Source organism: Pseudomonas sp. BCRC 81390 (assembly GCF_030341915.1).
Lineage (GTDB): Bacteria > Pseudomonadota > Gammaproteobacteria > Pseudomonadales > Pseudomonadaceae > Aquipseudomonas.
Genome location: NZ_JATAAG010000002.1, coordinates 1 through 23,597, shown reverse-complemented (window position 1 = coordinate 23,597; position 23,597 = coordinate 1). Strand labels below are relative to the sequence as shown.

The 23,597-nt window shown below is 61.8% G+C and carries 22 protein-coding genes; 3 read left to right on the top strand and 19 right to left on the bottom strand.

Annotation, left to right across the window (positions count from 1 at the left end; all coding sequences use genetic code 11):
* Window positions 1–6 precede the first annotated feature (6 nt).
* From QSV36_RS00340 to QSV36_RS00250, 19 genes are all read right to left on the bottom strand, one after another.
* Window positions 7–657 (bottom strand): ABC-type transport auxiliary lipoprotein family protein, encoded by a 651-nt coding sequence (locus QSV36_RS00340; RefSeq protein ID WP_289128826.1) that lies wholly within the window; start codon window positions 655–657, stop codon window positions 7–9.
* Window positions 654–1,592: an MlaD family protein gene (locus tag QSV36_RS00335; protein WP_289128825.1), complete on the bottom strand. Its 939-nt coding sequence runs from the start codon at window positions 1,590–1,592 to the stop codon at window positions 654–656. The genes QSV36_RS00340 and QSV36_RS00335 overlap by 4 nt, the downstream gene beginning before the upstream one ends.
* Window positions 1,593–1,595: 3 nt before the next feature.
* Window positions 1,596–2,387 (bottom strand): ABC transporter ATP-binding protein, encoded by a 792-nt coding sequence (locus QSV36_RS00330; protein ID WP_289128824.1) that lies wholly within the window; start codon window positions 2,385–2,387, stop codon window positions 1,596–1,598.
* Window positions 2,384–3,517, bottom strand: a complete 1,134-nt coding sequence (locus QSV36_RS00325; RefSeq protein WP_289128822.1) for an ABC transporter permease — start codon at window positions 3,515–3,517, stop codon at window positions 2,384–2,386. The genes QSV36_RS00330 and QSV36_RS00325 overlap by 4 nt, the downstream gene beginning before the upstream one ends.
* A gap of 151 nt (window positions 3,518–3,668) precedes the next feature.
* Window positions 3,669–4,691 (bottom strand): DUF5924 family protein, encoded by a 1,023-nt coding sequence (locus tag QSV36_RS00320; protein ID WP_289128821.1) that lies wholly within the window; start codon window positions 4,689–4,691, stop codon window positions 3,669–3,671.
* A 61-nt stretch (window positions 4,692–4,752) separates the two neighbouring features.
* Complete coding sequence (locus QSV36_RS00315; RefSeq protein WP_289128819.1) at window positions 4,753–6,153, bottom strand: M16 family metallopeptidase; 1,401 nt, start codon at window positions 6,151–6,153, stop codon at window positions 4,753–4,755.
* A 27-nt stretch (window positions 6,154–6,180) separates the two neighbouring features.
* Entirely contained in the window at window positions 6,181–7,839 is a 1,659-nt protein-coding gene (locus tag QSV36_RS00310) for a Na/Pi cotransporter family protein (protein WP_289128818.1), read from the bottom strand.
* Window positions 7,840–8,053: 214 nt separating this feature from the next.
* Window positions 8,054–8,824 carry a TerC family protein gene (locus QSV36_RS00305; RefSeq protein WP_225779915.1) on the bottom strand — a complete coding sequence of 257 codons (771 nt, stop codon included), beginning with the start codon at window positions 8,822–8,824 and terminating at the stop codon, window positions 8,054–8,056.
* Window positions 8,825–8,895: 71 nt separating this feature from the next.
* Window positions 8,896–10,203: a CitMHS family transporter gene (locus QSV36_RS00300; protein WP_289128814.1), complete on the bottom strand. Its 1,308-nt coding sequence runs from the start codon at window positions 10,201–10,203 to the stop codon at window positions 8,896–8,898.
* Window positions 10,204–10,638: 435 nt separating this feature from the next.
* Window positions 10,639–12,594, bottom strand: a complete 1,956-nt coding sequence (locus tag QSV36_RS00295) for a DUF7844 domain-containing protein (protein ID WP_289128812.1) — start codon at window positions 12,592–12,594, stop codon at window positions 10,639–10,641.
* Complete coding sequence (locus tag QSV36_RS00290) at window positions 12,591–12,911, bottom strand: DUF2388 domain-containing protein (RefSeq protein ID WP_012316830.1); 321 nt, start codon at window positions 12,909–12,911, stop codon at window positions 12,591–12,593. Before QSV36_RS00290 ends, QSV36_RS00295 begins: the two co-directional genes overlap by 4 nt.
* A gap of 34 nt (window positions 12,912–12,945) precedes the next feature.
* Entirely contained in the window at window positions 12,946–13,239 is a 294-nt protein-coding gene (locus QSV36_RS00285; protein WP_289128809.1) for a DUF2388 domain-containing protein, read from the bottom strand.
* A gap of 84 nt (window positions 13,240–13,323) precedes the next feature.
* Complete coding sequence (locus QSV36_RS00280; protein WP_170027713.1) at window positions 13,324–13,641, bottom strand: DUF2388 domain-containing protein; 318 nt, start codon at window positions 13,639–13,641, stop codon at window positions 13,324–13,326.
* A gap of 303 nt (window positions 13,642–13,944) precedes the next feature.
* Window positions 13,945–14,160 carry a DUF1127 domain-containing protein gene (locus QSV36_RS00275; RefSeq protein WP_003256968.1) on the bottom strand — a complete coding sequence of 72 codons (216 nt, stop codon included), beginning with the start codon at window positions 14,158–14,160 and terminating at the stop codon, window positions 13,945–13,947.
* Window positions 14,161–14,613: 453 nt separating this feature from the next.
* Entirely contained in the window at window positions 14,614–16,107 is a 1,494-nt protein-coding gene (gene scpC / locus QSV36_RS00270; protein ID WP_289128803.1) for a succinyl-CoA:acetate CoA-transferase ScpC, read from the bottom strand.
* Between the two features lie 184 nt (window positions 16,108–16,291).
* Window positions 16,292–17,728: an NAD(P)(+) transhydrogenase (Re/Si-specific) subunit beta gene (locus tag QSV36_RS00265; protein ID WP_289128800.1), complete on the bottom strand. Its 1,437-nt coding sequence runs from the start codon at window positions 17,726–17,728 to the stop codon at window positions 16,292–16,294.
* 2 nt (window positions 17,729–17,730) lie between these two features.
* Window positions 17,731–18,045, bottom strand: coding sequence for an NAD(P) transhydrogenase subunit alpha part 2 (locus QSV36_RS00260; RefSeq protein ID WP_016484308.1), 315 nt, complete (start codon window positions 18,043–18,045; stop codon window positions 17,731–17,733).
* Window positions 18,046–18,056: 11 nt separating this feature from the next.
* Window positions 18,057–19,178: a Re/Si-specific NAD(P)(+) transhydrogenase subunit alpha gene (locus QSV36_RS00255; protein WP_289128796.1), complete on the bottom strand. Its 1,122-nt coding sequence runs from the start codon at window positions 19,176–19,178 to the stop codon at window positions 18,057–18,059.
* Between the two features lie 435 nt (window positions 19,179–19,613).
* On the bottom strand, window positions 19,614–20,513 hold the full coding sequence (locus QSV36_RS00250) for a LysR family transcriptional regulator (protein WP_289128794.1): 900 nt from the start codon (window positions 20,511–20,513) through the stop codon (window positions 19,614–19,616).
* A 158-nt stretch (window positions 20,514–20,671) separates the two neighbouring features.
* Between QSV36_RS00250 and QSV36_RS00245 the strand changes: the two genes are divergently transcribed.
* From QSV36_RS00245 to QSV36_RS00235, 3 genes are all read left to right on the top strand, one after another.
* Entirely contained in the window at window positions 20,672–21,853 is a 1,182-nt protein-coding gene (locus QSV36_RS00245) for an acyl-CoA dehydrogenase (protein ID WP_289128792.1), read from the top strand.
* A 14-nt stretch (window positions 21,854–21,867) separates the two neighbouring features.
* Window positions 21,868–23,088: a CaiB/BaiF CoA transferase family protein gene (locus QSV36_RS00240; protein WP_289128789.1), complete on the top strand. Its 1,221-nt coding sequence runs from the start codon at window positions 21,868–21,870 to the stop codon at window positions 23,086–23,088.
* Window positions 23,089–23,374: 286 nt separating this feature from the next.
* A partial coding sequence (locus QSV36_RS00235) for a hypothetical protein (RefSeq protein ID WP_289128787.1) occupies window positions 23,375–23,597 on the top strand: 223 nt, incomplete at its 3' end.

Sequence of the window (23,597 nt, the reverse complement as noted above, 5' to 3'; positions counted from 1 at the left end):
TCTGCGCTATGGTCCGCGCTTACTCGACGCGGACAGGCTTTCACTCGCGGGAACGCTACCTGCCTGGGCAATGGTCCAGCTCACCACTTGCCCTGCCAGTTGGTCACAAGCCTGGCCAAAGCCTGCGACGACCGCTGGCACCTGCCGGTCGGCCAACGGTTTGCGGATTTCGAAGCGCTTGCTGGCGAGGATGCGCTGCGTGCGCCCCTGTACCAGCCGTGCGTCATAGCGGATCACCACTTCCACCACCCCATCCGCCCGGTATTCACTCTGGAACGCCAGCAGCTCGCCAGCCAGCTCAAAGTCGGCCTGCAGGTTGCTGTCGTCAGCGCTCAGCCGCTGTACCCGGCCGTCACGCTGAAAACCGTCCAGCAAGCGGTTGCGCAGCAGTACCGGCACCGCATCGCTCCAGCGCGCGCCCTTGTAGCTGCTGATCACATTGCCCTGGGGAACCACGGCAATCCGCGGGCCGGCCAGCACCTCGCTGGCCAGCGGCTTGTTCAGGCGCAGTGACCAGTCCAGCGCTGGCACCATACGGCTGGGTTGGTTGACCGGCAGGCGATAGAGGTCGACGGGTTCGCTCTGCGGCAGAATCGAGCAGGCACTGGCCAGGCTCAGCGCGGCCGCCAGGGCCAGCAGGCGCAGCGACGGTTTCATGGCTGGAACTCCTTGTTGTTGTCGCGGCCTAGCAGGTAACCGCTGGGGTCGGCCTCCAGTTGCCGGGAAATACCCTTGAGTGCGTTAAGCGTTTCGCGCAGTTCGCGAATCGCCGGGCTGAGCTGGTTCAGGCCCTGGGCGCCGTCGCCGATCGCTTCGCGATTGTCTTCGAGCAGGCGGTTGATGGTTGCGGTGCTCTCGGCCAGCGATTGCATGGCCTGCTCGGCACTGCCGATCGCCTGCTTGCCCTCGCTGCCCAGCAGGCCGTTGGCATTGCGCATCAACGCCTGGGTCTCGGCCAGGGTGGCGCTGGCTTGTTTGCCCACCTCCACCAGTTGCTCGATGGCCTGGGCGATGCCGCCGTGCTCGCCGGCGAAGGCACCGGTGGTCTTGTCGAGGTTGGCCAGGGTGTTGCTCAGGTGGCCGATGTTGTCCTCGGAGAACATCTGGTTGGCGTTGTGCAGCAGCAGGTTGATGTTGGTGACCAGGTCGCTGCTGTCATTGAGCAGGCGCGAGATCGGCGAGGGCGAAGCGATGATCACTGGCAGCTTGCCGTCCTTGCCTCTCAGTTCCGGGCTTTGTGGGGTACCGCCGCTGAGCTGGATGAACGAGTTGCCGGTTACCCCGGCCAGGGTCAGCTTGGCCTGGGTGTCTTCCTTCACCGGGGTGTCGGCGCTCAGGCGCACCCGCGCCAGTACCCGGCGCGGGTCTTTCGGGTCCAGACGCAGGGTGGACACATCACCCACCTTGATGCCGTTGTATTGCACCGGGCTGCCGCGCGACAGGCCGGAGACAGCTTCGTTGAACACCACCTCGTAGTCTTTGAAAGCGTCGTCGACACTGGATTTGGTCAGCCACAGGCCGAACAGCATGGCGCCGGCCACCACCAGGACGGTGACCAGGCCGATGAGGACGTGATGGGCTCGGGTTTCCATTGTTCAGCGCTCCTGCCCGGCACGGACGGCGGCCTGTTCGGCTGCGCGCCCGCGCGGGCCATGAAAGTATTCTTGGATCCAGGTGTCGCTGGCCTGCGCGACCTCGGCCAGCGGGCCGGCGACCAGGACCTTCTTCTGCGACAGCACGGCGATGCGGTCGGTGATGGTGTACAGGGTGTCGAGGTCATGGGTGATGAGGAACACCGACAGGCCCAGCGCGTCACGCAGGGTCAGGATCAACTGGTCGAAGGCGGCTGCGCCAATCGGGTCCAGGCCGGCGGTGGGTTCGTCGAGGAACAGGATGTCAGGGTCCAGTGCTAGCGCGCGGGCCAGTGCCGCGCGCTTGATCATGCCGCCGGACAGCGAGGCCGGGTACTTGTCGGCGGCCGAGATCGGCAGGCCGGCCAGGGCCAGCTTCACCCCGGCCAGATGCTCGGCATCGGCGCGGGAGAGCCCGGCGTGTTCGATCAGCGGCAAGGCCACGTTCTCGGTCACGGTCAGCGAGGAAAACAGTGCGCCCTTCTGAAACAGCACGCCGAAGCGCCGTTCGACCAGTGAGCGTTGCTCTTCGCGCAAGCCGGCGAGATCCTGGCCGAATACCTTGATCTGCCCCTCATTGGGCCGCCGCAGGCCGATGATACTGCGCAGCAACACCGATTTGCCGCTGCCCGAGCCGCCGACCACGGCAAGGATCTCGCCGCGGTACAAGTCGAGATCGAGGTTCTCGTGCACGCTCTGGCGGCCAAAGCGGTTGCAGATGCCACGCGCCTCGATCACGCTTTCCTGGCCACTCACCAGCTCATCTCCATGAAGAACAGGGCGGCCACGGCGTCCAGCACGATGACCACGAATATGGACTGCACCACCGCCGACGTGGTGTGCGCCCCCACCGATTCGGCACTGCCGCTGACCTTGAAGCCTTCCAGGCAACCGATGGCGGCAATCAGGAAGGCGAAGAACGGCGCCTTGGCCAGGCCGACCAGGAAATGTTGCACGCCAATGTCGCTTTGCAGCAGCGACAGGAACATGGCTGGCGAAATGTCCAGCGACAGCGCACATACCACCGCGCCGCCGACGATCCCGCAGATCATCGCGACAAAGGTGAGCAAGGGCAGCGATATCAGCAAGGCCAGCACCCGCGGCACTACCAGCAGCTCCATGGGGTTCAGGCCCAGGGTGCGGATGGCGTCGATTTCCTCGTTGGCCTTCATCGAGCCGATCTGTGCGGTAAATGCGCTGGCGGTACGGCCGGCCATGAGGATGGCGGTCAGCAGCACGGCGAACTCCCGCAGGAACGAGAATGCCACCAGGTCGACCGTGAACACGGTCGCACCGAAATCGGCCAGCACCGTGGCACCAAGAAAGGCCACCACCGCGCCCACCAGGAAGGTCAGCAAGGCGACGATGGGCGCGGCATCCAGGCCGGTCTGTTCGATGTGCGCCACGACCGGGGTCCAGCGCCAGCGATGCGGTTGCAAGGCGCGGCGCAGCAGGGTTTCGAGGATCACGCCAACGAAGCCGAGCAACTGCAGGCTGTCTTGCCACAAGGCACCGACGGCGCAGCCGATGCGTTCCAGCAGCAACAGCAGCACGTTGCGCTCGGGTTCCTTGACCGGAATGCAGTAGTCCTGCACGGAGCAATAGACGTTCCTGAGCAGTGCGCGGCTGGCTTCGGGCAGTCCGTCGGTGCAGAGCGACAGGCGCTCTGCACCGAGCAGTTCGGCCAGCAGCGAGGCCCCGGCAGTATCCAGGCGCCCGAGCTGGCTGAGGTCGGCAACGGCGTCGGCGGCATACTGTGTGCGCAGGCGCTCGCTGTCACGCTTGAGGCTGGCGTAATGTGCCAGCGTCCAGTCACCGGTAATGCGCAGGCAGGCCGGTTGGCTACTGGTGTCCAGTGTGGCGCTGGGTAGGGTCATCGGCTCCATGCTCCTGACTCGGCAGTGAGGCTCAGGGGCTGATCATAGCGCAGCGGGCCAGGGCTGTTTGGTGATTATGTGCTGTCTGGGGCACGGGGGCCGCTCTGCGGCCCATCGCGACGCAAGGCTGCTGCTACAGGCGGTGCGAAGTTATCCTCAATCACTGCGCCGGCGTATCGTCCACCACTTTGAAGCGCAGTACGCCGATCACCTGCCCATCTTCGGTCAGCACCCTCACCTGCCACTTGCCTGCCGGGTTGGGTGGGAAGTTCTGCTTGTGCGTCCACGCCCGGTAGCCTTCCTTGCGGCCACCATGGATATCCAGGGCGATGCGGTCGACTTCCTTGCCGTCCTTTTGCCACACGTGGTAGATCCGTTCGTTCAGGCCGCGTGGTGCGTTGATTGCCGTGTAGGCATACAGGCCTTCGCTGCTGATGCGGCTGGCAGCGATTTCCTTCAGCGAAGCGCCTGGCTGGCGATTCTGCACCTCAGTGCTCACCGCGACGTCGGTCATCCACAGGGTCGCCGGTGGCACCCATGAGCGCAGCAGCCAACCGCCGCCGCCAACCGACAGGGTAACCAGCACCAGCGCAACGGCACGCCGCCAGTTGTTGATCGGGAAGCTGCTGGCCAGGCTGGGGAACGACAGCGCCATGGCGATGATCAGGGCGAGCTTGAAGCTTTGCGCGGTGGTCAGGTGCAGGATGATCGGCAGCGCGGTGAGCAGTGCGGCGAACAGGGTCAGGGTATGCAGCGCCAGGAACAGCCAGCGCCGCGGTGCCAGCCACTTGTAATAAAGCGGGTCGATGATCGAGATCAGGCCGGCAGCGCCGAGCAAACCGGTGAACACCAGTTGGCTGCTGTTCCAGGTGGTGGTGACAAAGAAGAAAGGCAGCACGAAGAACAGCGATTCCTGGTGAATCATCTGCGTCGCGTAGCGCAACAGCGGTTGCGGGATTTCGCGGTTGAAGATGCGCGCGAACAGGCCGGTTAGGGTGTTTTCCAGCATCAGCCAGACCCAGCTGATCAGCATCAGCACGGCCACCCAGCTGGCCAGGCTGGCCTGACGGTCAACCAGGATGAAGCTGCCGATGCCGGATAGGAAACCGCCAAGCGCAATGATGCCGGGGTAGCGTTTAAGCAAATCGATGATGCGCTGGACGATGCGGGGTATTTGAGGCATTGGCTCTACAACAGGGAAGATGAGGGGGCGGTAGTGGCAAAAGAATACCGCCGATTCACCGCTAGCGTGTAGCGTCGTCCGGTTTTTCCGGGGCATGCCGACGCCAGCGTAACAGCCCTCCTGCAAGGATCAGCCCCAACAGCAAGGCCGCCAGACCATACAGATCATCATAGCCAAGCAAAGGCTTCTCGATGCGCAGGTAGCCATCCTCCTCGAGCAATGCCTTGAGCGCTTCATCGGCCTGCTCCAGGCTCACCTGGCGCAGTTTGCGCGCAGGGTCGCTGAAGCGCCCGTCGTTATAGTCGTTCAGCGCCCCCCAGTAGTAGTCGGCCAAGGCACTGTTGCCCTGAGTGCTCCAGCTTTCCTTGGCGATACTGGCAGCCTTGATGCGGGCAAAGGTGTCCGGGTCGAGGCCTTCCTTGCGCAGGTGGTCGAACAACGCTTGCATCACCTTGACCGCCTTGTCGATATCCTCGCGCTCCAGGTCAGCGTTGAGACTGAGCAGGCCGGTGTCGCCGAAGCTTTCACGTTGTGCCGAAGGGCCGTAGGACAGTTCGTTGCGCAGGCGCAGTTGGTCATACAGCGCCCATTCCAGGTAATGCGACAGCAGGTCAAGGGTGGCCTGGTGGTCGTTGTCCAGCACCGGCTCGACGAACAGCCAGTGCAGTTTGACGTTGTCGCCCAGCCAGCCACGGGCCAGGTCGCGGCGCTGCTCGGCCGGCTGGCTGATACTTTCCAGGGTGCGGCGCTCCTCCGGCTCGCTGGCGGGCAGTTCGCCAAAAGTACGTTCAAGGTAGGCCGGCAGCAGGCGGTCGAGGCCGCCGACCATGATCAGGGTCATGTTGTTGGCCGCGTACCAGTGGTCACGCAAGGTTTGCACCTGCTCCAGGGTCATGTCGTCGAGGTCGGAGCGCTCGGGGCACTTCAGGCCCAGTTCGGTGGCCAACTGGTCGCTGGCGGGGTGGCCGATGTCCTGGCGGTCGAGCCAGCGCTGCAGGTGGCCATAATGGCCGCCATCTTCGCGTTCGATGATGCGCTTGGCGGTGGCCAGGGTCCTGGCGTCGATCCGAGTGTCACGGATTACCGCCATGAGCAGGTCGAGGACTTTGCGTTGGTTGCGCGCCGGCGCTTCGATGACGAACGTGGTGTCGGCGCTGCTGGTGTAGGCATTCCACTCGCCGCCCAGCGACTGCAGGCGCTCTTCCAGGCCACCTTCGCCGGTTTCATCGATACCGCTGAACAACAGGTGCTCAAGCAAGTGCGGCAGCTCTTTCTGCTCGCAATTGAAATCGTCAAGGCCTACGCCTACCACCAGGCGGATCGCCACATGGTCCCGTTCATAGCCGTTTTTCAAGATGACCTGCAGGCCATTGGGCAGCAGGTAGCCTTCAACCCGCGAGCGGTCAAGGGCAAATGAGGGCAGGCTGCAGATCAGCAGGCAAATGAACATCAGGCAACGCATGGGCGAGCTTGGGTCCTCAGGTAGGAGTCACGGCAGGCGGGCTTCGTCCGGCACGCTGTCGAGCATCAGCCCGCCCGTGTCCGAGCCGCCCAGTACCACATAGGCACTGCTACAGAACAAAGAGTTCAACCGCTTCATGTCGGCGATCAGTTCCAAGTGTAGCGAACTGGTCTCGATACTTTGCACTACCTTGCGCTGCAGGCGGCTGACATGGGCGTGCGCCAGGCGCCGTTCCTGGGCGCGGAAGCGGCGTTTTTCCCGCAGCAGCAAGCGGGCGCTTTCCGGGTCTGCACTGAGGAATACCGACAGGCCCAGACGCAGGTTGGCCAGCAGCTGTTCCTGCAGACCGGTCAGCTCTTCCAGGCCCACCTGGGAAAACTCCCGGCGCTGGCTGGTCTTCTGCTGCTGGACCTTGCGCAGCATGCGCTCGATCAGGTCGCAAGCCAGCTTGAGGTTGATCGCCAGCTCGATGATTTCTGCCCAGCGACGGTTGTCCTGCTCACTGAGGTCTTCACGCGACATCTGCGCCAGGTACAGCTTGATCGCGTTGTACAAGGCGTCGGCGTCCTCACCGAGGGCCCGGACCTGCTGGGGCAAGGCGGTCTGGGTACCGCGCAGGGCACCGAGCATGGCTTCGAGCAGGCTGTCGACGATGTCACCGAGGCGCAGGGTTTCGCGGGCAGCGTTGGCCAGGGCGAGGCTGGGGGTGTCCAGCGCCGAGGTGTCGAGGTGGCGCGGACGCACCTGGCCATTGCCGTTTTCCCGGTCGGGTAGCAAGGTGTTGCACAACCGGCCCATCGGTTTGACCGTGGGCAGCATGATCAGGCAGCGCAGGGTGTTGTAGAGCAGGTGGAAGCCGATGACCAGCTCCTGCGCGCTGAAGCTCAGGGAGTCCATCCAGGCGACCAGCGGGTGCAGCACCGGGATGATCAGCAACAGGCCAATCAGCTTGTACAACAGGCTGCCCAGGGCCACCCTACGGCCCGCAGCGTTCTGCATGCTGGTGCTGATGAAGGCCAGCATGCCGCTGCCGATGTTGGCGCCGACCACCAGGCCGATGGCCACCGGCAGGCTGATCACTTCGGCGCCGGCCAGTGTCGCGGTGAGCAGCACGGCGGCCAGGCTGGAATAGGAAATCATGGCGAACAGCGCACCGACCAGGGCATCCAGCATGATGTCGCCGGTCAGCGAGGCGAACAGCACTTTCACACCCTGGGCGTGGGTGATCGGCGTGGCGGCCTGCACGATCAGCTCGAGTGCCAGGATGATCAGGCCAAGCCCGATGCCTACCCTGCCCAGCTGGCCGGCCCGCGTCTGTTTGCGCGAGAGGAAGAAGATCACGCCCAGGAAGATCAGCAGCGGCGACAGCCAGGACAGGTCCAGTGTCAGTACCCGGGCCATCAACGCGGTCCCGACGTCAGCTCCGAGCATGATCGCCAGGGCCGGGGTCATGGCCATCAGGCCCTGGCCGACGAACGAGGTGACCAGCATGGCGGTGGCGTTACTGCTTTGCACCATCGCAGTGACCAGAATACCGGCAATGAACGCCAACGGCCGTTTGTTCATGTTCTGGCCGATGATGCGACGCAGGCTCGAGCCGAATACCCGAAGGATGCCGGTACGTACGATGTGGGTGCCCCAGACCAGAAGCGTTACGGCCGAGAGCAGGTTGAGCAGGGTCAGCATGGCGACGGCCCCCTGGTACATTGGCCCAGCGGGCCAAGAGATGAAGCGCGAGCATTTGAAGAATTTTCAGTGCTCACTCAAAGCTTTAGTCGTTTTGCGTAGCTGTCGCCAGCTTCGCATGGCTGCCATTTATTTGAAACACGTTGGAAATGAATGATTGCCGGCATGAAAAAAAGGGCCCCGAAGGGCCCTTTGTGTACTGCGCTTCCTGATCTTATTGACCCGGAATATCCTTGCGCAGTTTCACCGGCTCATGCTCTTTGCCTTGCTTGCGGGCCAGTGCGGTACGCATGCGAATGTTGATGGCTTCCACCGCCAGCGAAAACGCCATGGCGAAGTAGACGTAGCCCTTCGGCACGTGCACGTCGAAAGATTCGGCGATCAGCACGGTACCGACCACGATCAGGAACGACAGCGCAAGCATCTTCAACGACGGGTGCTTGTCGATGAACTCGCTGATGGTGCCGGCGCACAGCATCATCACCAGCACCGCGACGACGATGGCGGCGATCATCACCGGTACGTGGGACACCATGCCCACTGCGGTAATGACCGAGTCCAGCGAGAACACGATGTCGATGATGGCGATCTGGATGATGGTATAGAAGAACTTGCCACCCGCGCCTTTCGGCTCTTCAGCGTTCTCATCCTCGCCTTCCAGGCCGTGGTAGATCTCTTGCGAGCTTTTCCACAGCAGGAACAGGCCACCGAAGAACAGAATCAGGTCACGCCCGGAAATGCCTTGGCCGAACACCACGAACAGGTCGGCGGTAAGGCGCATGACCCAGGTGATCGACAGCAGCAGCATGATGCGGGTGACCATGGCCAGGGCAAGGCCGAAGATCCGGGTGCGCGGCTGCATGTGCTTGGGCATGCGGCTGACCAGGATCGAGATCATGATGATGTTGTCGATACCGAGGACGATCTCAAGCGCGGTAAGGGTGAAAAAGGCAACCCAGATTTCCGGGCTGGTCAGCCATTCCATGTGTTTTCCTTCGAGCGGTAAAGGCGACATGCCCACACCAGGGCACGTCGCGTTAGGGTGATTCGCGTTTATTAAAGACTACTGAACAGCGGGAAAATCCCCATCAGCAGCGCGGCGAGCATTATGCACAGGCACACCAGCACTGCCCACTTCAAGGTGAAGCGCTGATGATCGCCGAACTCGATGCCGGCCAGGGCCACCAGCAGGTAGGTGGAGGGTACCAGGGGGCTGAGCAGGTGTACCGGCTGCCCGACGATCGATGCACGGGCCATTTCCACCGGGCTGATGCCGTAATGGCTGGCGGCTTCGGCCAGCACTGGCAACACGCCATAGTAGAAAGCGTCGTTCGACATGAAGAAGGTGAACGGCATGCTCACGATCGCGGTGATCACCGCCAGGTAGGGGCCGAGCGCTTCGGGGATGACCGCCAGCAGGCTCTTGGACATGGCGTCGACCATGCCGGTGCCTGACAGGATGCCGGTGAAGATACCGGCGGCAAAGATCAGCCCGGTGACAGCCAGCACGCTGCCGGCGTGGGCGGCGATGCGGTCCTTCTGCTGCTGCAGGCAAGGGTAGTTGACGATCATGGCGATGCTGAAGGCAATCATGAACAGCACCGGCAGCGGCAGCACGCCAGCGATCAGCGCCGCCATCAGCGCGGCGGTCAGGGCGCCGTTGAAGTACAGTAGTTTCGGCCGACGCGCTTCCGGGTACTGTGAAACGGTGATTTCGCTGTGGTCGATGTCGTCGGTGGGCAGGTGCAGTTCGCCCAGCCGGGCGCGTTCTCGCTTGCCGTACAGGTAGGCAATGGCCAGGATCGCCAGGACGCCGAACAGCATGGCCGGGATCATCGGCACGAAGATGTCCGATGGGTCCACATGCAGGGCGCTGGCGGCACGGGCGGTCGGGCCGCCCCACGGGGTCATGTTCATCACCCCGCCGGCCAGGATGATCAGGCCCGCCATGATTCGCGGGCTCATGCCCAGGCGGCTGTACATGGGCAGCATGGCGGCACAGCAGATCATGTAGGTGGTGGCGCCGTCACCGTCGAGCGAGACCACCAGGGCCAGCACGGCGGTGCCGACGGAGACTTTCAGCGGGTCACCCTTGACCAGCTTGAGGATCTTGCGCACGGCCGGGTCGAACAGGCCGGAGTCGATCATCAGGGCGAAGTAGAGAATGGCGAACATCAGCATCACGCCGGTTGGCGCGAGCTTGCTGATGCCTTCAAGCATCATGGGGCCGATCTTGGCGGAAAAACCGCCGAACAGGGCGAACAGGATCGGTACCAGGATCAGCGCGATCAACGCCGACAGGCGCTTGGTCATGATCAGGTACATGAAGGTGATGACCATGGCAAAGCCGAGGAAGGTCAGCATGGCAGTACTCCAGGTGTGGCGCGGCGAAAGGAAAGACGATTCGGGCGGATCAGCGCGTCGGGCGCTGCACAGGGAGCATGCGTAGAGGGACTACGGAAAGGCGGGCACAAGCGTACATCGGGATCACCATTGTTGTTGTTGATTGGGCCGGGCGCGGTGTTTACCGGCGCCTTGGCTGACCGGTCTGGTGCCGGTAGTGGTGGCTATCCTATGAGGGCAAGCTTTCAGCCAGCTTTCGCCGAAGCGAAGGCGACGAGAGGTAGCTGAACGCAGGATGTGACCGAAGGTGCGGGCCGAGTGCACCTGCAACCTCTGTGCTGTTTGTTCTGGCGCTTTCGTGGGTGAGCCCGCTCGCACAGGTACGGCGCAGATCCCATCTGCTGTATGGATCCTGTGGGAGCGGGGTCAGCGGCGAAGAGGCCGCTACTGCCAACCTTACAGCTGCAGGCCTCCGGCCGCCTTGTGCAAAGCCCGCAAATGCTCGCCGATCTGCTTTACATTGGCCTCGACGGCGGCAATTTCCCTGGCCCGCGACGGCTCCAGCAGCGCCCTCACCTCTTTGTCCAGGTTGGTGCTCAAGCGCAACAGCTGCGCCTGCCGCTCACTGCTCACGCGCTCCAGGTGCTTGCGCTCCTGGGGTTGCGGCAGCCCGTAGCCCTTGGTGTCGAGCAACTCGGCCGGGCGGCTGAGGAAGCCGCTGTTGGCGAGCATCTGCCTGAGGGTGGCGTCGGCCTTGCTGACGCTGCCGTCATTCTGCGCGGCGGCATTCAGGTAGCGCTGTTTGACCTCGTCCTGGGCCAGCAGCAATTGCCGGCGCAGGCTGGCCTGTTCAAGCAGCAGCAAGGCTGCACTGGTGCGCAGGTCGGCCTGGGCGAACCAGGCCCGCCGCTGCTCGGCGTCCAGCCCCAGCCAGTCTTCGACCTTGTCCTGCTTGATCGGCAGCTGCTTCTTCAATACCTCGAACATGGCCTGATAGCGGTCGCGGTAGGAGTCGAAGCGGTAACCGAGGCGCAGCGCTTCGCGCGGGTCGTCGAGCACGCTGGTATCAGCCAACCCCCTGCCCTTGAGCACAGCCAGCAAGCCGTTGGGCATGATGCTGTCGAGGTCGTTCAGGCGTGGGTTGGCAGTGCCGCTGCGCAGCAGTTTCAACGACTCCACCGCGCAGTTGTTGGACAGGAACCAGTAGTTGCCGTCGTAACTCCAGTGCATTTCGGCGGCCTGGCGTACCAGGTTCTCTATCTCGTCGCGGCTGAGCCGCAAGGGCACCGAGGCCAGGCTGCGCAGTTCGGTCTTGGTGTATTCGTCGATCACCTGGCCCAGCGGCAGCACGAACAGCCGTGAGGGGTAGGCGCCGACAAGGCCGTCCCAGCTCGACAGTTGCACGTCATTGACAAAGGCGCGGTACGACAGCACCAGGCTCTGGTCAAGGTCGAGACGGCAGTCCGGCCCGCGTGGGCGGCCCGGCTTGCAGATCACCAGGCGCAGCATGCTGTGGCCCCAGCGGCTGACCAGGTTCTGGTTAGCTTCGGCCAGCAGATAATCCACTTCATAGACCCGCTCAGGGTCGATCTCGCCGAGCGGCTGGCGGGCGAAATCGCTGCCGGCATTGATGAATGGCAGGCCTTTGGCGCAGGTGTCCTGTTGCGGTGCCCAGCCGAAGTGCTCGCGCAGGTACTGGTTCAGTGCCGGGCGGCGGCAGCCGTAGCTCGGGTCGAGGAGGAAATACTCCATATTGACCGCGATGTATTCCTTGGAGCTGGTCAGCTCATAGCTGTCCGGGCTGCGCACGAACTGGCCATTGTGCTGCTCTCGCTCGCCGCGTCGGCCCACGTATTGCTGCCAGCCGGCCAGGTCGAGCAGGCGCGGGTCGTCGCTGAGGGTGAAGCGACGCTCTGCCTGGCCACGGCATGCCTCAGGCAGGCCGATCTTGCCGAGCGTGCCTTGCTGGCGCTTGCAGCGGGCGATCAGCGAGCTTTCGGCGCCAGGCCACAGCCGGGCGCGGTCGTAGATATGGGTGAGCTCGTGCAGGACCGTGGCCAGCAGTTCTTCACGCACCGTGCCATGTGGGCGGTTGGTACGTTCGCTGGCAGCACTGCCGTCAGCGAGGCTGGGCAGCAGGCGACGGTTAAGCTCCAGGGTAGAGACCAGCGATGCCTGGCCATAGGCGTCGGCCGGCATGTTGTCGCTCCAGCTGACCCGCACACGGCGGTCCAGCTGTTGCTTGAAACGGGGTGGGAGCTTGCCCAGGGCCTCGTCGAGCAGGGCCTGGGTGGCTTGAGTTTGTTGCGAATCAAGGCCGGACGCCTGCAGCTCGAGCTGCAGGTCGGCCAGGGCGGGCGTGCCGAGCAGCGTCAGGGCGCAGCCAAGCAGCCAGGCGCGCACGCGGTTCACAGTGCGAGGATGGCTTCAGCCAGTACCTGGTCGCTGGCGCCGCGTGCTTCCGGCACGCGCTCGCGCAATGTATTGAAAGCTGCCTCGAGCTGGGCACCGCGGATATCACCGTTGCTTGCGACGAAGCTGGCAGCGTCGTCGTGGGCTTCGCGCACCACTTTGGAGTCGCGGATCGAGGTGGTGGTGTCAGAAGTGAAATCGATCGAGCGGCCAAAGGCACGCACGATGATATTGCTGGTGGCCACCAGGGTCTGTGCCTGGGCCAGGTCGGCCAGCAGGAGCATGCCGAGGGTAGCGGCAATCAGCGGTTTACGCATGGAACATCTCCGAAAATACAAGGAGCCAGATGAATTATTGGACGAGAATTGCTTGCGCCAGTTCCAGGTCGCCGACGGCCTTCTGCGCGCAGCGGTGGCGTAACGATTGCAGTGCTGCCTCAAGCCGCGCGCCACGGATCTGGCCGTCACTGGCAACGAAGGCAGCCGCATCGTCGCGGGCCTGACGGACCAGTTTACGGTCGAACGGTGCAGTGGTGACCTGGCTGGTGACATAGCCTGTGATGACCAGGCCTTGCGTGGTGGTGTCCATGGCATGGGCACTGGCCATGCCAACAACGGAGAACAGCAGCGGCAACAGATAACGCATGGGCTTACGACAGCTGGAAACATGGGAGCAACGGGGTACGGCCGTGCCGGCGGTAACCGGCACAGCCGCACGAATCAGTCGGCGTCAGAGCGCCAAGATGGCCTGGGCCAGTTGCGCGTCGCTGGCTTGCAGGGCTGGCATCTGCGAACGGATGTGCAGGAACGCGCTCTCCAGCTTGGCACCGCGGATATCGCCTTGGCTGCCAACGAAGCTGGCGGCGTCGTCACGGGCGGCCTGGACAATCTTGTCGTCACGGAACGAGGAAGAAATGTCGGAAGTGGCATCGGTGGACGCAGCCACTGCGCCAACGACGGCGTCAGTGGTGACAACGAAGCTGGTGGCGCTTGCGGTGCCGGCCAGGCTCAGCATCAGGGCTGCGCCAATCAGATATTTACGAGACATGATGGTGGACTCCTGGACTAGGGTCGGGTGGTTCTGCTTATCGGACGCTCGCACAGCTCGTCGCGGTACTTTTTACAGTGGGTTCTACCAGACTGTTAAGCCAAGCGTATCACGCGCCGGTGTTTCCAGATGTTAATGAAAGGTGGGATAGAAATTGTACCGCTTGATTTTCATAATTGAGAAACTGTACTGGTGTCGCCTACAAAGGCTCTAGTACGGGTCTTACAAACAAAAAACCCGTCGCAGTCTCCTGCAACGGGTTTTGAGAATTCGCGGTGCCGGCCGAAGCCGGCAAGCCGGAGCTTAGCGCCAGAAAGGCTTGCTCAGCTCTTCGTAACGCTGCGACTCGCTGATACCGGCATCGGCCAGCAGGCGGGCGTCCAGGCGAGCCAGTTGACGGCGGCTGGCCATGCGACGCTGCCAAAGCAGCAGGGTGGACAGGGCGCGCAGCGGCAGCGAAGCGTTGGATTGTTGGGCGTTGCTTTCAAAAACCAGACCGGAACTGAGGGTACGTTCCATGATGTTTCATCCTTCCGCTTATGGCGGGATTAGGTAGTGATTTAACTGATGCCAATGATCCTCCTCTGTCGTCCATAACAGTAGATACAGTTCAGTTGAAAGACGATGGCTCAGTTAACTGTGTAACCCTACTGTTGCACTCGAAATAGGCGCAACTGTACTGGCCTGCACATATATGGTGCGTTTTTGAATGAGGGCAAGGTTTTGAACGTCGAAAGCTGTCAAAAGAATAGGTACAGTAGAACAGTTTTTGCGTTTAGCATGGCTGGACTGTACAGCACAATCTTGTACAGCGGCCTTGTGTCGCGATAGGACCACAAAGCGGCCCCCGGGGGGCGATGTCAAAGCTGAGATTGAGGGGCTGCTGCGCAGCCCATCGCGACACAAGGCGGCCGCTACAGATATAGGGGCCGGAACAGCGGAAGCAGGGCCGCCATTCCGGGACCGGTGTGGTCAGCTAGCCAGCATGCGTCCGGTTTCCTCCAGGTTTTCGTGCCAGCTCAGCGCTTCGCGCAGGATATGCGGAGTATGGCCGCCCCGCTGGCAGGCGCGTTCGAAGTAATCGTTCAACGCAGCGCGATAGTCCGGGTGCACACAGTTGTCGATGATTGCCCTTGCCCGCTCACGCGGCGCCAGGCCACGCAGGTCGGCCAAGCCTTGCTCGGTAACCAGGATGTCCACGTCGTGCTCGGTGTGGTCGACATGGCTGACCATCGGTACCACGCTGGAAATCGCGCCACCTTTGGCAATCGATTTGGTGACGAACACCGCCAGGTGAGCGTTACGGGCAAAATCCCCCGAGCCACCGATACCGTTCATCATCTTGGTACCGCAAACGTGGGTAGAGTTGACGTTCCCGTAGATATCGAACTCGAGCGCGGTGTTGATACCAATGATGCCCAGGCGCCGGACCACTTCCGGGTGGTTGGAGATTTCCTGTGGGCGCAGCACCAGCTTGTCCTTGTAGCGCTCCAGGTTACCGAACACGTCGGCGTTGCGGCGGGTAGACAAGGTGATCGAGCTGCCCGAGGCGAAGCTCAGCTTGCCGGCATCGATCAGGTCGAAGGTGGAGTCCTGCAGTACTTCGGAGTACATGGTCAGTTCTTCGAACGGTGACTCGATCAGGCCGCACATCACCGCGTTGGCGATGCTGCCGATACCGGCCTGCAGCGGGCCGAGCCTGTTGGTCATGCGGCCAGCTTCGACTTCCTTCTTGAAGAAGTTGATCAGGTGGTCGGCGATGCCCTGGGTTTCGTCATCCGGCGGCAGTACGGTGGATGGCGAGTCCGGCTGGTCGCTGATGACGATGCCGACGATCTTGGCTGGGTCGATCGGGATCGCGGTGCTGCCGATTCGGTCGTCTACCTTGACCAGCGGGATAGGCGTGCGGGTCGGGCGGTAGGTGGGGATATAAATGTCGTGCAGGCCTTCGAGGTTGGTGTTGTGCGAGAGGTTGATCTCGACAATCACCTGCTTGGCGAAGATCGCGAAGCTGGCCGAGTTGCCCACCGACGTGGTTGGCACGATATGGCCTTGCTCGGTGATGGCCACGGCTTCGATGACCGCGATGTCCGGCAGCTTCAACTGCTGGTTGCGCAGTTGCTCGACGGTTTCCGACAGGTGCTGGTCAATGAACATCACCTTGCCGTCGTTGATGGCCTTGCGCAGTGTGCTGTCGACCTGGAATGGCATGCGGCGAGCCAGCACGCCGGCCTCGGTCAGTTGCTTGTCCAGGTCGTTACCCAGGCTGGCGCCGGTCATCAGGCTGATTTTCAGTGGCGACTGCTTGGCTCGCTCGGCCAGGGCATGCGGCACGGCCTTGGCTTCGCCGGCGCGAGTGAAACCGCTCATGCCGACGGTCATGCCGTCCTCGATCAGACCAGCGGCATCAGCCGCACTCATTACCTTGCTGTGCAGGGAGGACAAGCGGATACGATCACGGTACATGGATTGTTATCTCGGGCTACTGAAACTACTGCAGCGCAGTCTAGAGACTTCGCCCCCTGCCGTCCCACGACCATGGTCGTATGAGAAGCCTTGAAGTAGAGCCGTTGATCCGGATCAAGAAAAAAAGCCCCGGCAGATTCTGACCGGGGCTTTCTTTATAGCGGCAGGTTTACAGCGGCTGTTGTCACTCTACCGCTTTGACCATGTCCTCGATGACCTTCTTGGCATCGCCAAACACCATCATGGTCTTGTCGAGGTAGAACAGTTCGTTGTCCAGCCCGGCATAGCCGCTGGCCATCGAGCGCTTGTTGACGATGATGGTCTTGGCCTTGAAGGCTTCAAGGATCGGCATACCGGCAATCGGCGACTTGGGGTCGTTCTTTGCGGCCGGGTTGACCACGTCGTTGGCGCCCAGAACCAGTACCACGTCGGCCTGACCGAACTCGGCGTTGATGTCCTCCATCTCGAACACCTGGTCGTAAGGCACTTCCGCCTCGGCCAGCAACACGTTCATATGCCCGGGCATACGGCCGGCCACCGGGTGGATCGCATACTTTACGGTCACGCCGTTATGGCTCAGCTTCTCGGTCAGCTCCTTCAGCGCGTGCTGTGCGCGAGCCACCGCCAGGCCGTAGCCCGGAACGATGATAACGCTATCGGCATTGCTGAGCAGGAAGGTGGCATCGTCAGCCGAGCCGGACTTCACCGGGCGCTGTTCTTTCGAGCCTTGCGCCGCGCCAGCATCGGTATCGCCGCCGAAACCGCCGAGGATTACGTTGAAGAACGAACGGTTCATCGCCTTGCACATGATGTACGAGAGGATGGCACCGGACGAACCGACCAGCGAGCCCGCAATGATCAGCATCGAGTTGTTCAGCGAAAAGCCGATACCGGCCGCTGCCCAGCCCGAATAGCTGTTGAGCATCGACACCACCACCGGCATGTCGGCGCCGCCGATCGGAATAATGATCAGCACGCCCATGATGAAGGCCAATACCAGCATCAAGGTGAAGGCGCTGTAGTGGCCGGTGAAGGTAAACAGCAAGCCCAGGGCGATGGTGGTCAGGCCGAGGATCAGGTTCAGCTTGTGCTGGCCGGCGAACTGTACCGGTGCGCCCTGGAACAGGCGGAACTTGTACTTGCCCGAGAGCTTGCCGAAGGCGATTACCGAACCGGAGAAGGTAATGGCACCGATGGCCGCGCCGAGGAACAGCTCCAGGCGGTTACCGGTGGGAATCGGGTCGCTGATCGCAGCGACGATGCCCATCGATTGCGGCTCCAGCACGGCGGCGATGGCGATGAACACCGCAGCCAGGCCGATCATGCTGTGCATGAAGGCGACCAGCTCTGGCATCTTGGTCATCTCGACGCGCTTGGCCATGACCGAGCCAGCGCTACCGCCGACCAGCAGGCCAACCAGGACGTAGCCGATACCGGCGGTAGCCAGCTCGGCGCCAAGCTTGTAAATGAGGCCAACCGTGGTGAGGATGGCGATCCCCATGCCGATCATGCCGAACAGGTTGCCGCGCCGCGAGGTGGTCGGATGCGACAGGCCCTTGAGCGCCTGGATGAAGCAGACCGAGGCGACAAGGTAGAGAAGTGTTACCAGATTCATGCTCATGCTTACTTCTGCCCCTCGTTCTTGGCTTTCTTCTTGAACATCTCAAGCATGCGGCGGGTGACCAGGAAACCACCGAACACATTGACCGCGGCCAGGGCCACGGCGAGGGTACCCATCAGCTTGCCGGCCGGGGTCACGGTCAGCGCGGCGGCCAGCATGGCGCCGACGATGACGATGGCGGAGATGGCATTGGTGACGGCCATCAACGGGGTGTGCAGCGCCGGGGTGACGTTCCAGACCACGTGGTAGCCCACATAGATGGCCAGCACGAAGATGATCAGGTTGTAGATGCCATGGGAAATCAGCATGTCTTCCATTGTCGTGCTCCTTAGCCGTTCTTGCGGACGACCTGACCATCGCGGCACATCAGGCAGGCCGCGACGATATCGTCTTCGAGGTTGATGACTAGCGCGCCGTCCTTGTCGAACAGCAGCTTCATGAAGTCCAGCAGGTTGCGCGCATACAGTGCCGAGGCATCGGCAGCTACCTGGGCTGGCAGGTTGGTCGGGCCGACGATGATCACGCCGTTGTGCTGCACCACCTGGTCGGCGATGGTCAGTGGGCAATTGCCGCCCTGGGCTGCCGCGAGGTCGATGACCACCGAGCCGGGCTTCATCTGCGCGACGGTCTCGGCACTGAGCAGCGTTGGCGCCTTGCGTCCCGGGATAAGCGCGGTGGTGATGACGATGTCCGCTTGCCTGGCGCGCTCGTGCACGGCCTGGGCCTGGCGCTGCATCCAGCTGGCCGGCATCGGCCGGGCATACCCGCCCACGCCTTCAGCGCACTCGCGTTCCTCATCGGTCTCGTAAGGCACGTCGATGAATTTCGCACCCAGCGACTCGATCTGCTCCTTCACCGCCGGGCGTACATCCGACGCCTCGATCACTGCACCCAGGCGTTTGGCCGTGGCGATGGCCTGCAGGCCGGCTACGCCCGCCCCCAGAATCAACACGCGCGCAGCTTTAACGGTACCGGCGGCGGTCATCAACATGGGCATGAAGCGTGGATAGTGATGGGCTGCCAGCAACACTGCCTTGTAACCGGCGATGTTGGCTTGCGACGACAGCACATCGAGGCTCTGGGCCCGCGAGGTGCGTGGCGCGGCTTCCAGGGCGAAGGCGGTGATGCCGCGTTCGGCCATCTTGCCGATCAGTTCGTTGTTGAAGGGGTTGAGCATGCCGACCAGGATGCTGCCGCCGTTGATGAGGGCCAGCTCCTGGTCGTTGGGGGCGACCACCTTGAGCACCAGTTGGGCGCCGTAGGCATCGGCTGCGTTTCCCAGGGAAGCGCCCACGGCTTCATAGGCACTGTCCGGAATGCTGGCGTTGAGCCCTGCCCCCCGTTGGACGGTAACCTGATGGCCCTGGCCAATCAGTTTCTTGATGGTTTCGGGGGTCGCAGCGACCCTTGTCTCACCGGTCTGCGTCTCGAGAGGAACACCAATGTGCACGACTATTTCTCCTGCGGTGACCTTTGTCTTTGTAAAAGCCAACACACTTCGGATGGTGCGCTGGGGCGGCTGTGGAGCGCCGGTCCGCCGAATCCCGGGCGGGCGAAGCATTTTGCAGACGAAGCCAGGGGCCTTCAACCGGTTCTGAAGCGAAACAAAGTCAAAACTACAAGTCACCCTGTGACCGTATGTCGCAACGGTCAGGCTGCGAGCCGTCAAACAAGGGCTATTGGGAGATTAGGAGAAAAAATCAAAAATTTTGTGGCCTATTCGCTTACAGCTTGGTGAATGTCGCAAAATAACCCGCAAAGCCGCGCACTAAGCCGGGTTAAGCGAGATTTTTGCATCTGCATAACAGTTTATGTAATTGCGACAAATACATATATCTGTAGGTGTTTAAAATTATTGACTACCGAGTCAAGTTGTCGCCGGTTCCTAGGCTCTCGCCGTGTATGCCTGGGCCTGGCTCACCAGCCAGTCGCGGAACGCGCGCAGCGAAGCTGATTCCACCTTGCGCTCCGGAATCATCAGATAGTAGGCCTTGTCACTGCACAGGGCATGCCTGTTAGCGACCACCAACCTGCCCTCTTCCAACTCTCGCTGGATCAGGAACGGCGGAATCAGGGCGATGCCCATCTCATGCATGGCTGCTTGGGCGAGCATCGAGAATAGTTCATAGCGCGGGCCTGTCATGTCGCGTTCCACGTTCAGTCCGATGCTGTTGAACCACTGACGCCACGCGTAAGGGCGGGTGCTTTGTTGTAACAGCGGCAACTGGGCAATGCACTGGGCGTCGAGCATGCCTTGGTCGCCCAGCAGCGCCGGGCTGCATACAGGCAGCGGGTTTTCTCCCATCAGTCGATGCGACTGGGTGCCGGACCAGTCGGCATCGCCGAAATAGATGGCTGCATCGAAGGTCGTGTCGGCAAACAGGAAAGGCCGGGTGCGATTGGTGAGATTGACCGTGACCTCAGGGTGACGCTGCTGGAAATCCTTGAGCCTCGGTAGCAACCATTGGGTGCCGAAGGTAGGCACCACGGCCAGCTCGATGACGTTCGCGCCTTGCTGACGCATTACCGACAAGGTGTCGCGTTCGACGGCGTCCAGTTGAGCGGCCACCTGGCGGCTGTAGGAAAGGCCGGCCTCAGTCAGTTTTACGCCGCGTCGCGAGCGGCGGAACAGTTCCACATTGAGGAAGGCTTCCAGGCTACCTATCTGCCGACATACGGCACCTTGGGTCAGGGCGAGTTCCTGGGCCGCCTTGGTAAAGCTTTCATTGCGCGCGGCGGCTTCGAAGCAAACCAGGGCGGCAGTACTCGGGATTTTGCGACGCATGTACGTCAACCTCACTTGTAAGGCTGTCAATGTAGCGTTGGAACCATTTACGAAGTGACAAAATATCACTAATTGGTGCGCAATCCTCGTTTGTCCCGACAGCCGATCCGTCCTAGGCTCAAGGCACAAGAAACTGTCCCAATTTCGAGGAATCGCTCATGGCCGGTAAAGCAAGCTTCAACTGGATCGACCCGCTGCTGCTTGATCAGCAGCTCACTGAAGAAGAGCGCATGGTGCGTGACAGCGCTTATCAGTTCGCCCAGGACAAGCTGGCACCGCGTGTGCTCGAAGCCTTTCGTCATGAGCAGACCGACCCGGCGATCTTCCGTGAGATGGGTGAGGTCGGGCTGCTGGGTGCCACTATTCCCGAGCAATACGGTGGCAGCGGCCTGAACTATGTGTGCTACGGCCTCATCGCCCGCGAGGTGGAGCGTATCGATTCGGGTTACCGCTCGATGATGAGCGTACAGTCGTCCTTGGTGATGGTGCCGATCAATGAATTCGGTACCGAGGCACAGAAGCAGAAGTACCTGCCCAAGCTGGCCAGCGGCGAATGGATCGGCTGCTTCGGCCTGACCGAGCCTAACCACGGCTCCGACCCGGGTTCGATGATTACCCGTGCACGCAAGGTCGACGGCGGCTACCGCCTGACCGGCAGCAAGATGTGGATCACCAACAGTCCGATCGCTGACATTTTCGTGGTCTGGGCCAAGGATGACGAGGGTGACATTCGCGGCTTCGTCCTGGAGAAGGGCTGGGAAGGCCTCAGTGCCCCGGCAATCCATGGCAAGGTCGGCCTGCGCGCCTCGATCACCGGCGAAATCGTCATGGACAATGTGTTCGTGCCGGAAGAGAACATTTTCCCCGATGTGCGGGGCCTGAAAGGCCCGTTCACCTGCCTGAACTCGGCGCGCTACGGCATCTCCTGGGGTGCTCTGGGGGCCGCCGAGGCCTGCTGGCACACTGCGCGGCAGTACACCATGGACCGGCAGCAGTTCGGCCGCCCGTTGGCGGCAAACCAGCTGATCCAGAAGAAGCTGGCCGACATGCAGACCGAAATCACCCTGGCGCTGCAGGGCTGCCTGCGCCTCGGGCGGATGAAAGACGAAGGCACCGCTGCAGTGGAAATCACCTCGATCATGAAGCGCAACTCCTGTGGCAAGGCACTGGATATTGCCCGCATGGCGCGTGACATGCTGGGTGGCAATGGCATTTCCGATGAGTTCGGGGTGGCCCGCCACTTGGTCAACCTCGAAGTGGTCAACACCTATGAAGGTACCCATGACGTGCATGCGCTGATCCTGGGGCGTGCGCAAACCGGTATCCAGGCTTTCTATTGATAAGGAGCCAGCCCATGGGCGCGCTATCACATCTGCGGGTGCTGGACCTTTCGCGCGTGTTGGCCGGCCCATGGTCTGGCCAGATTCTTGCTGACCTGGGCGCTGATGTGATCAAGGTCGAGCGCCCTGGCAGTGGCGACGACACGCGCTCATGGGGGCCGCCCTTCCTCAAGGATGCCGAGGGGCAGAATACCAGCGAGGCTGCTTATTACCTGTCGGCCAACCGCAACAAGCGCTCGGTGACCATCGATTTCACCCAGCCCGAGGGGCAGCGCCTGGTGCGTGAGTTGGCGGCGAAGTCCGATATTGTCATCGAGAACTTCAAGGTAGGTGGGTTGGCTGCCTATGGCCTCGACTACCAAAGCCTGAAAGTCATCAACCCGCGGCTTATCTACTGTTCCATCACCGGATTCGGCCAGACCGGGCCTTATGCCAAGCGCGCTGGCTATGACTTCATGATCCAGGGGTTGGGTGGGCTGATGAGCCTGACCGGCCGCCCGGAGGGTGAGCAAGGCGCAGGGCCGGTCAAGGTGGGAGTGGCGCTGACGGACATCCTGACTGGGCTGTATTCCACCGTGGCGGTTCTCGCAGCCCTTGCCCACCGGGAGCAGACCGGGGTCGGTCAGCACGTCGACATGGCATTGCTCGATGTTCAAGTCGCCTGCCTGGCCAACCAGGCGATGAACTACCTGACTACGGGTGTACCGCCTCGTCGCCTGGGAAATGCACATCCGAATATCGTACCGTATCAGGATTTCCCGACGGCAGATGGCGATTTCATCCTTACCGTGGGTAACGACAGCCAGTTCCGCAAGTTTGCCGAGGTGGCCGGGCAACCACAATGGGCCGACGATCCGCGCTTCATTACCAATAAAATGCGGGTGGCCAACCGGGCGGAACTGATCCCTTTGATCCGTCAGGCCACGGTGTTCAAGACCACGGCCGAATGGGTGAGCCAGCTGGAGGCCGCCGGGGTGCCGTGTGGGCCTATCAATGACCTGGCGCAGATGTTCCAGGACCCGCAGGTGCTCGCGCGTGGGCTGGCAGTGCACATTCCACACCCACTGGCGGGTAGCGTGCCGCAGGTGGCGAGCCCTATTCGCCTGTCGGAGACCCCGGTGGAATACCGACGGGCGCCGCCGCTGCTGGGTGAGCATACCGATGCGGTGCTGGTTGACGTGCTGGGAATGGGTGTAGATGAGGTGCGACGGCTTCGCGATAGCGGCGTGCTGTGAAGACGTACGGTGCTGATCAAAAGCGGGGGTGGCCGTCAGGCCGCCCCGCTTTGCTTTTTAGCGATATTCAGCGTTCTTCGAATTAAGGGTTGACGCGGTCTGGGATGCCCTTATAATGCGCACCACTTCCGAGGTGGTCGAAGCGCAAAACTCCTTGATAATCAAAGAGTTGAGTAATTCAGGTAGTGTCGGAAGTGCTTCGATCGAATGATCGGCAGCGGTCGAGATGAAGGTTGACAGCGGTTTTAAACGCTGTATGATTCGCCTCCCGCTACGAGAGATCGCAGTGAGTCAAGTGTTTGAAGCTAAACGAGTTTCTCGCAAAAAACTTCAAAATAAACGCTTGACAGCCAATGAGGAAAGCGTAGAATGCGCGCCTCGGTTGAGACGAAACGCTCTTAACCAAACGCTCTTTAACAAATCGAATCAAGCAATTCGTGTGGGTGCTTGTGAGTACGGACTGATAGTCACAAAGATTATCAGCATCACAAGTGGCCATGCGAGAAATC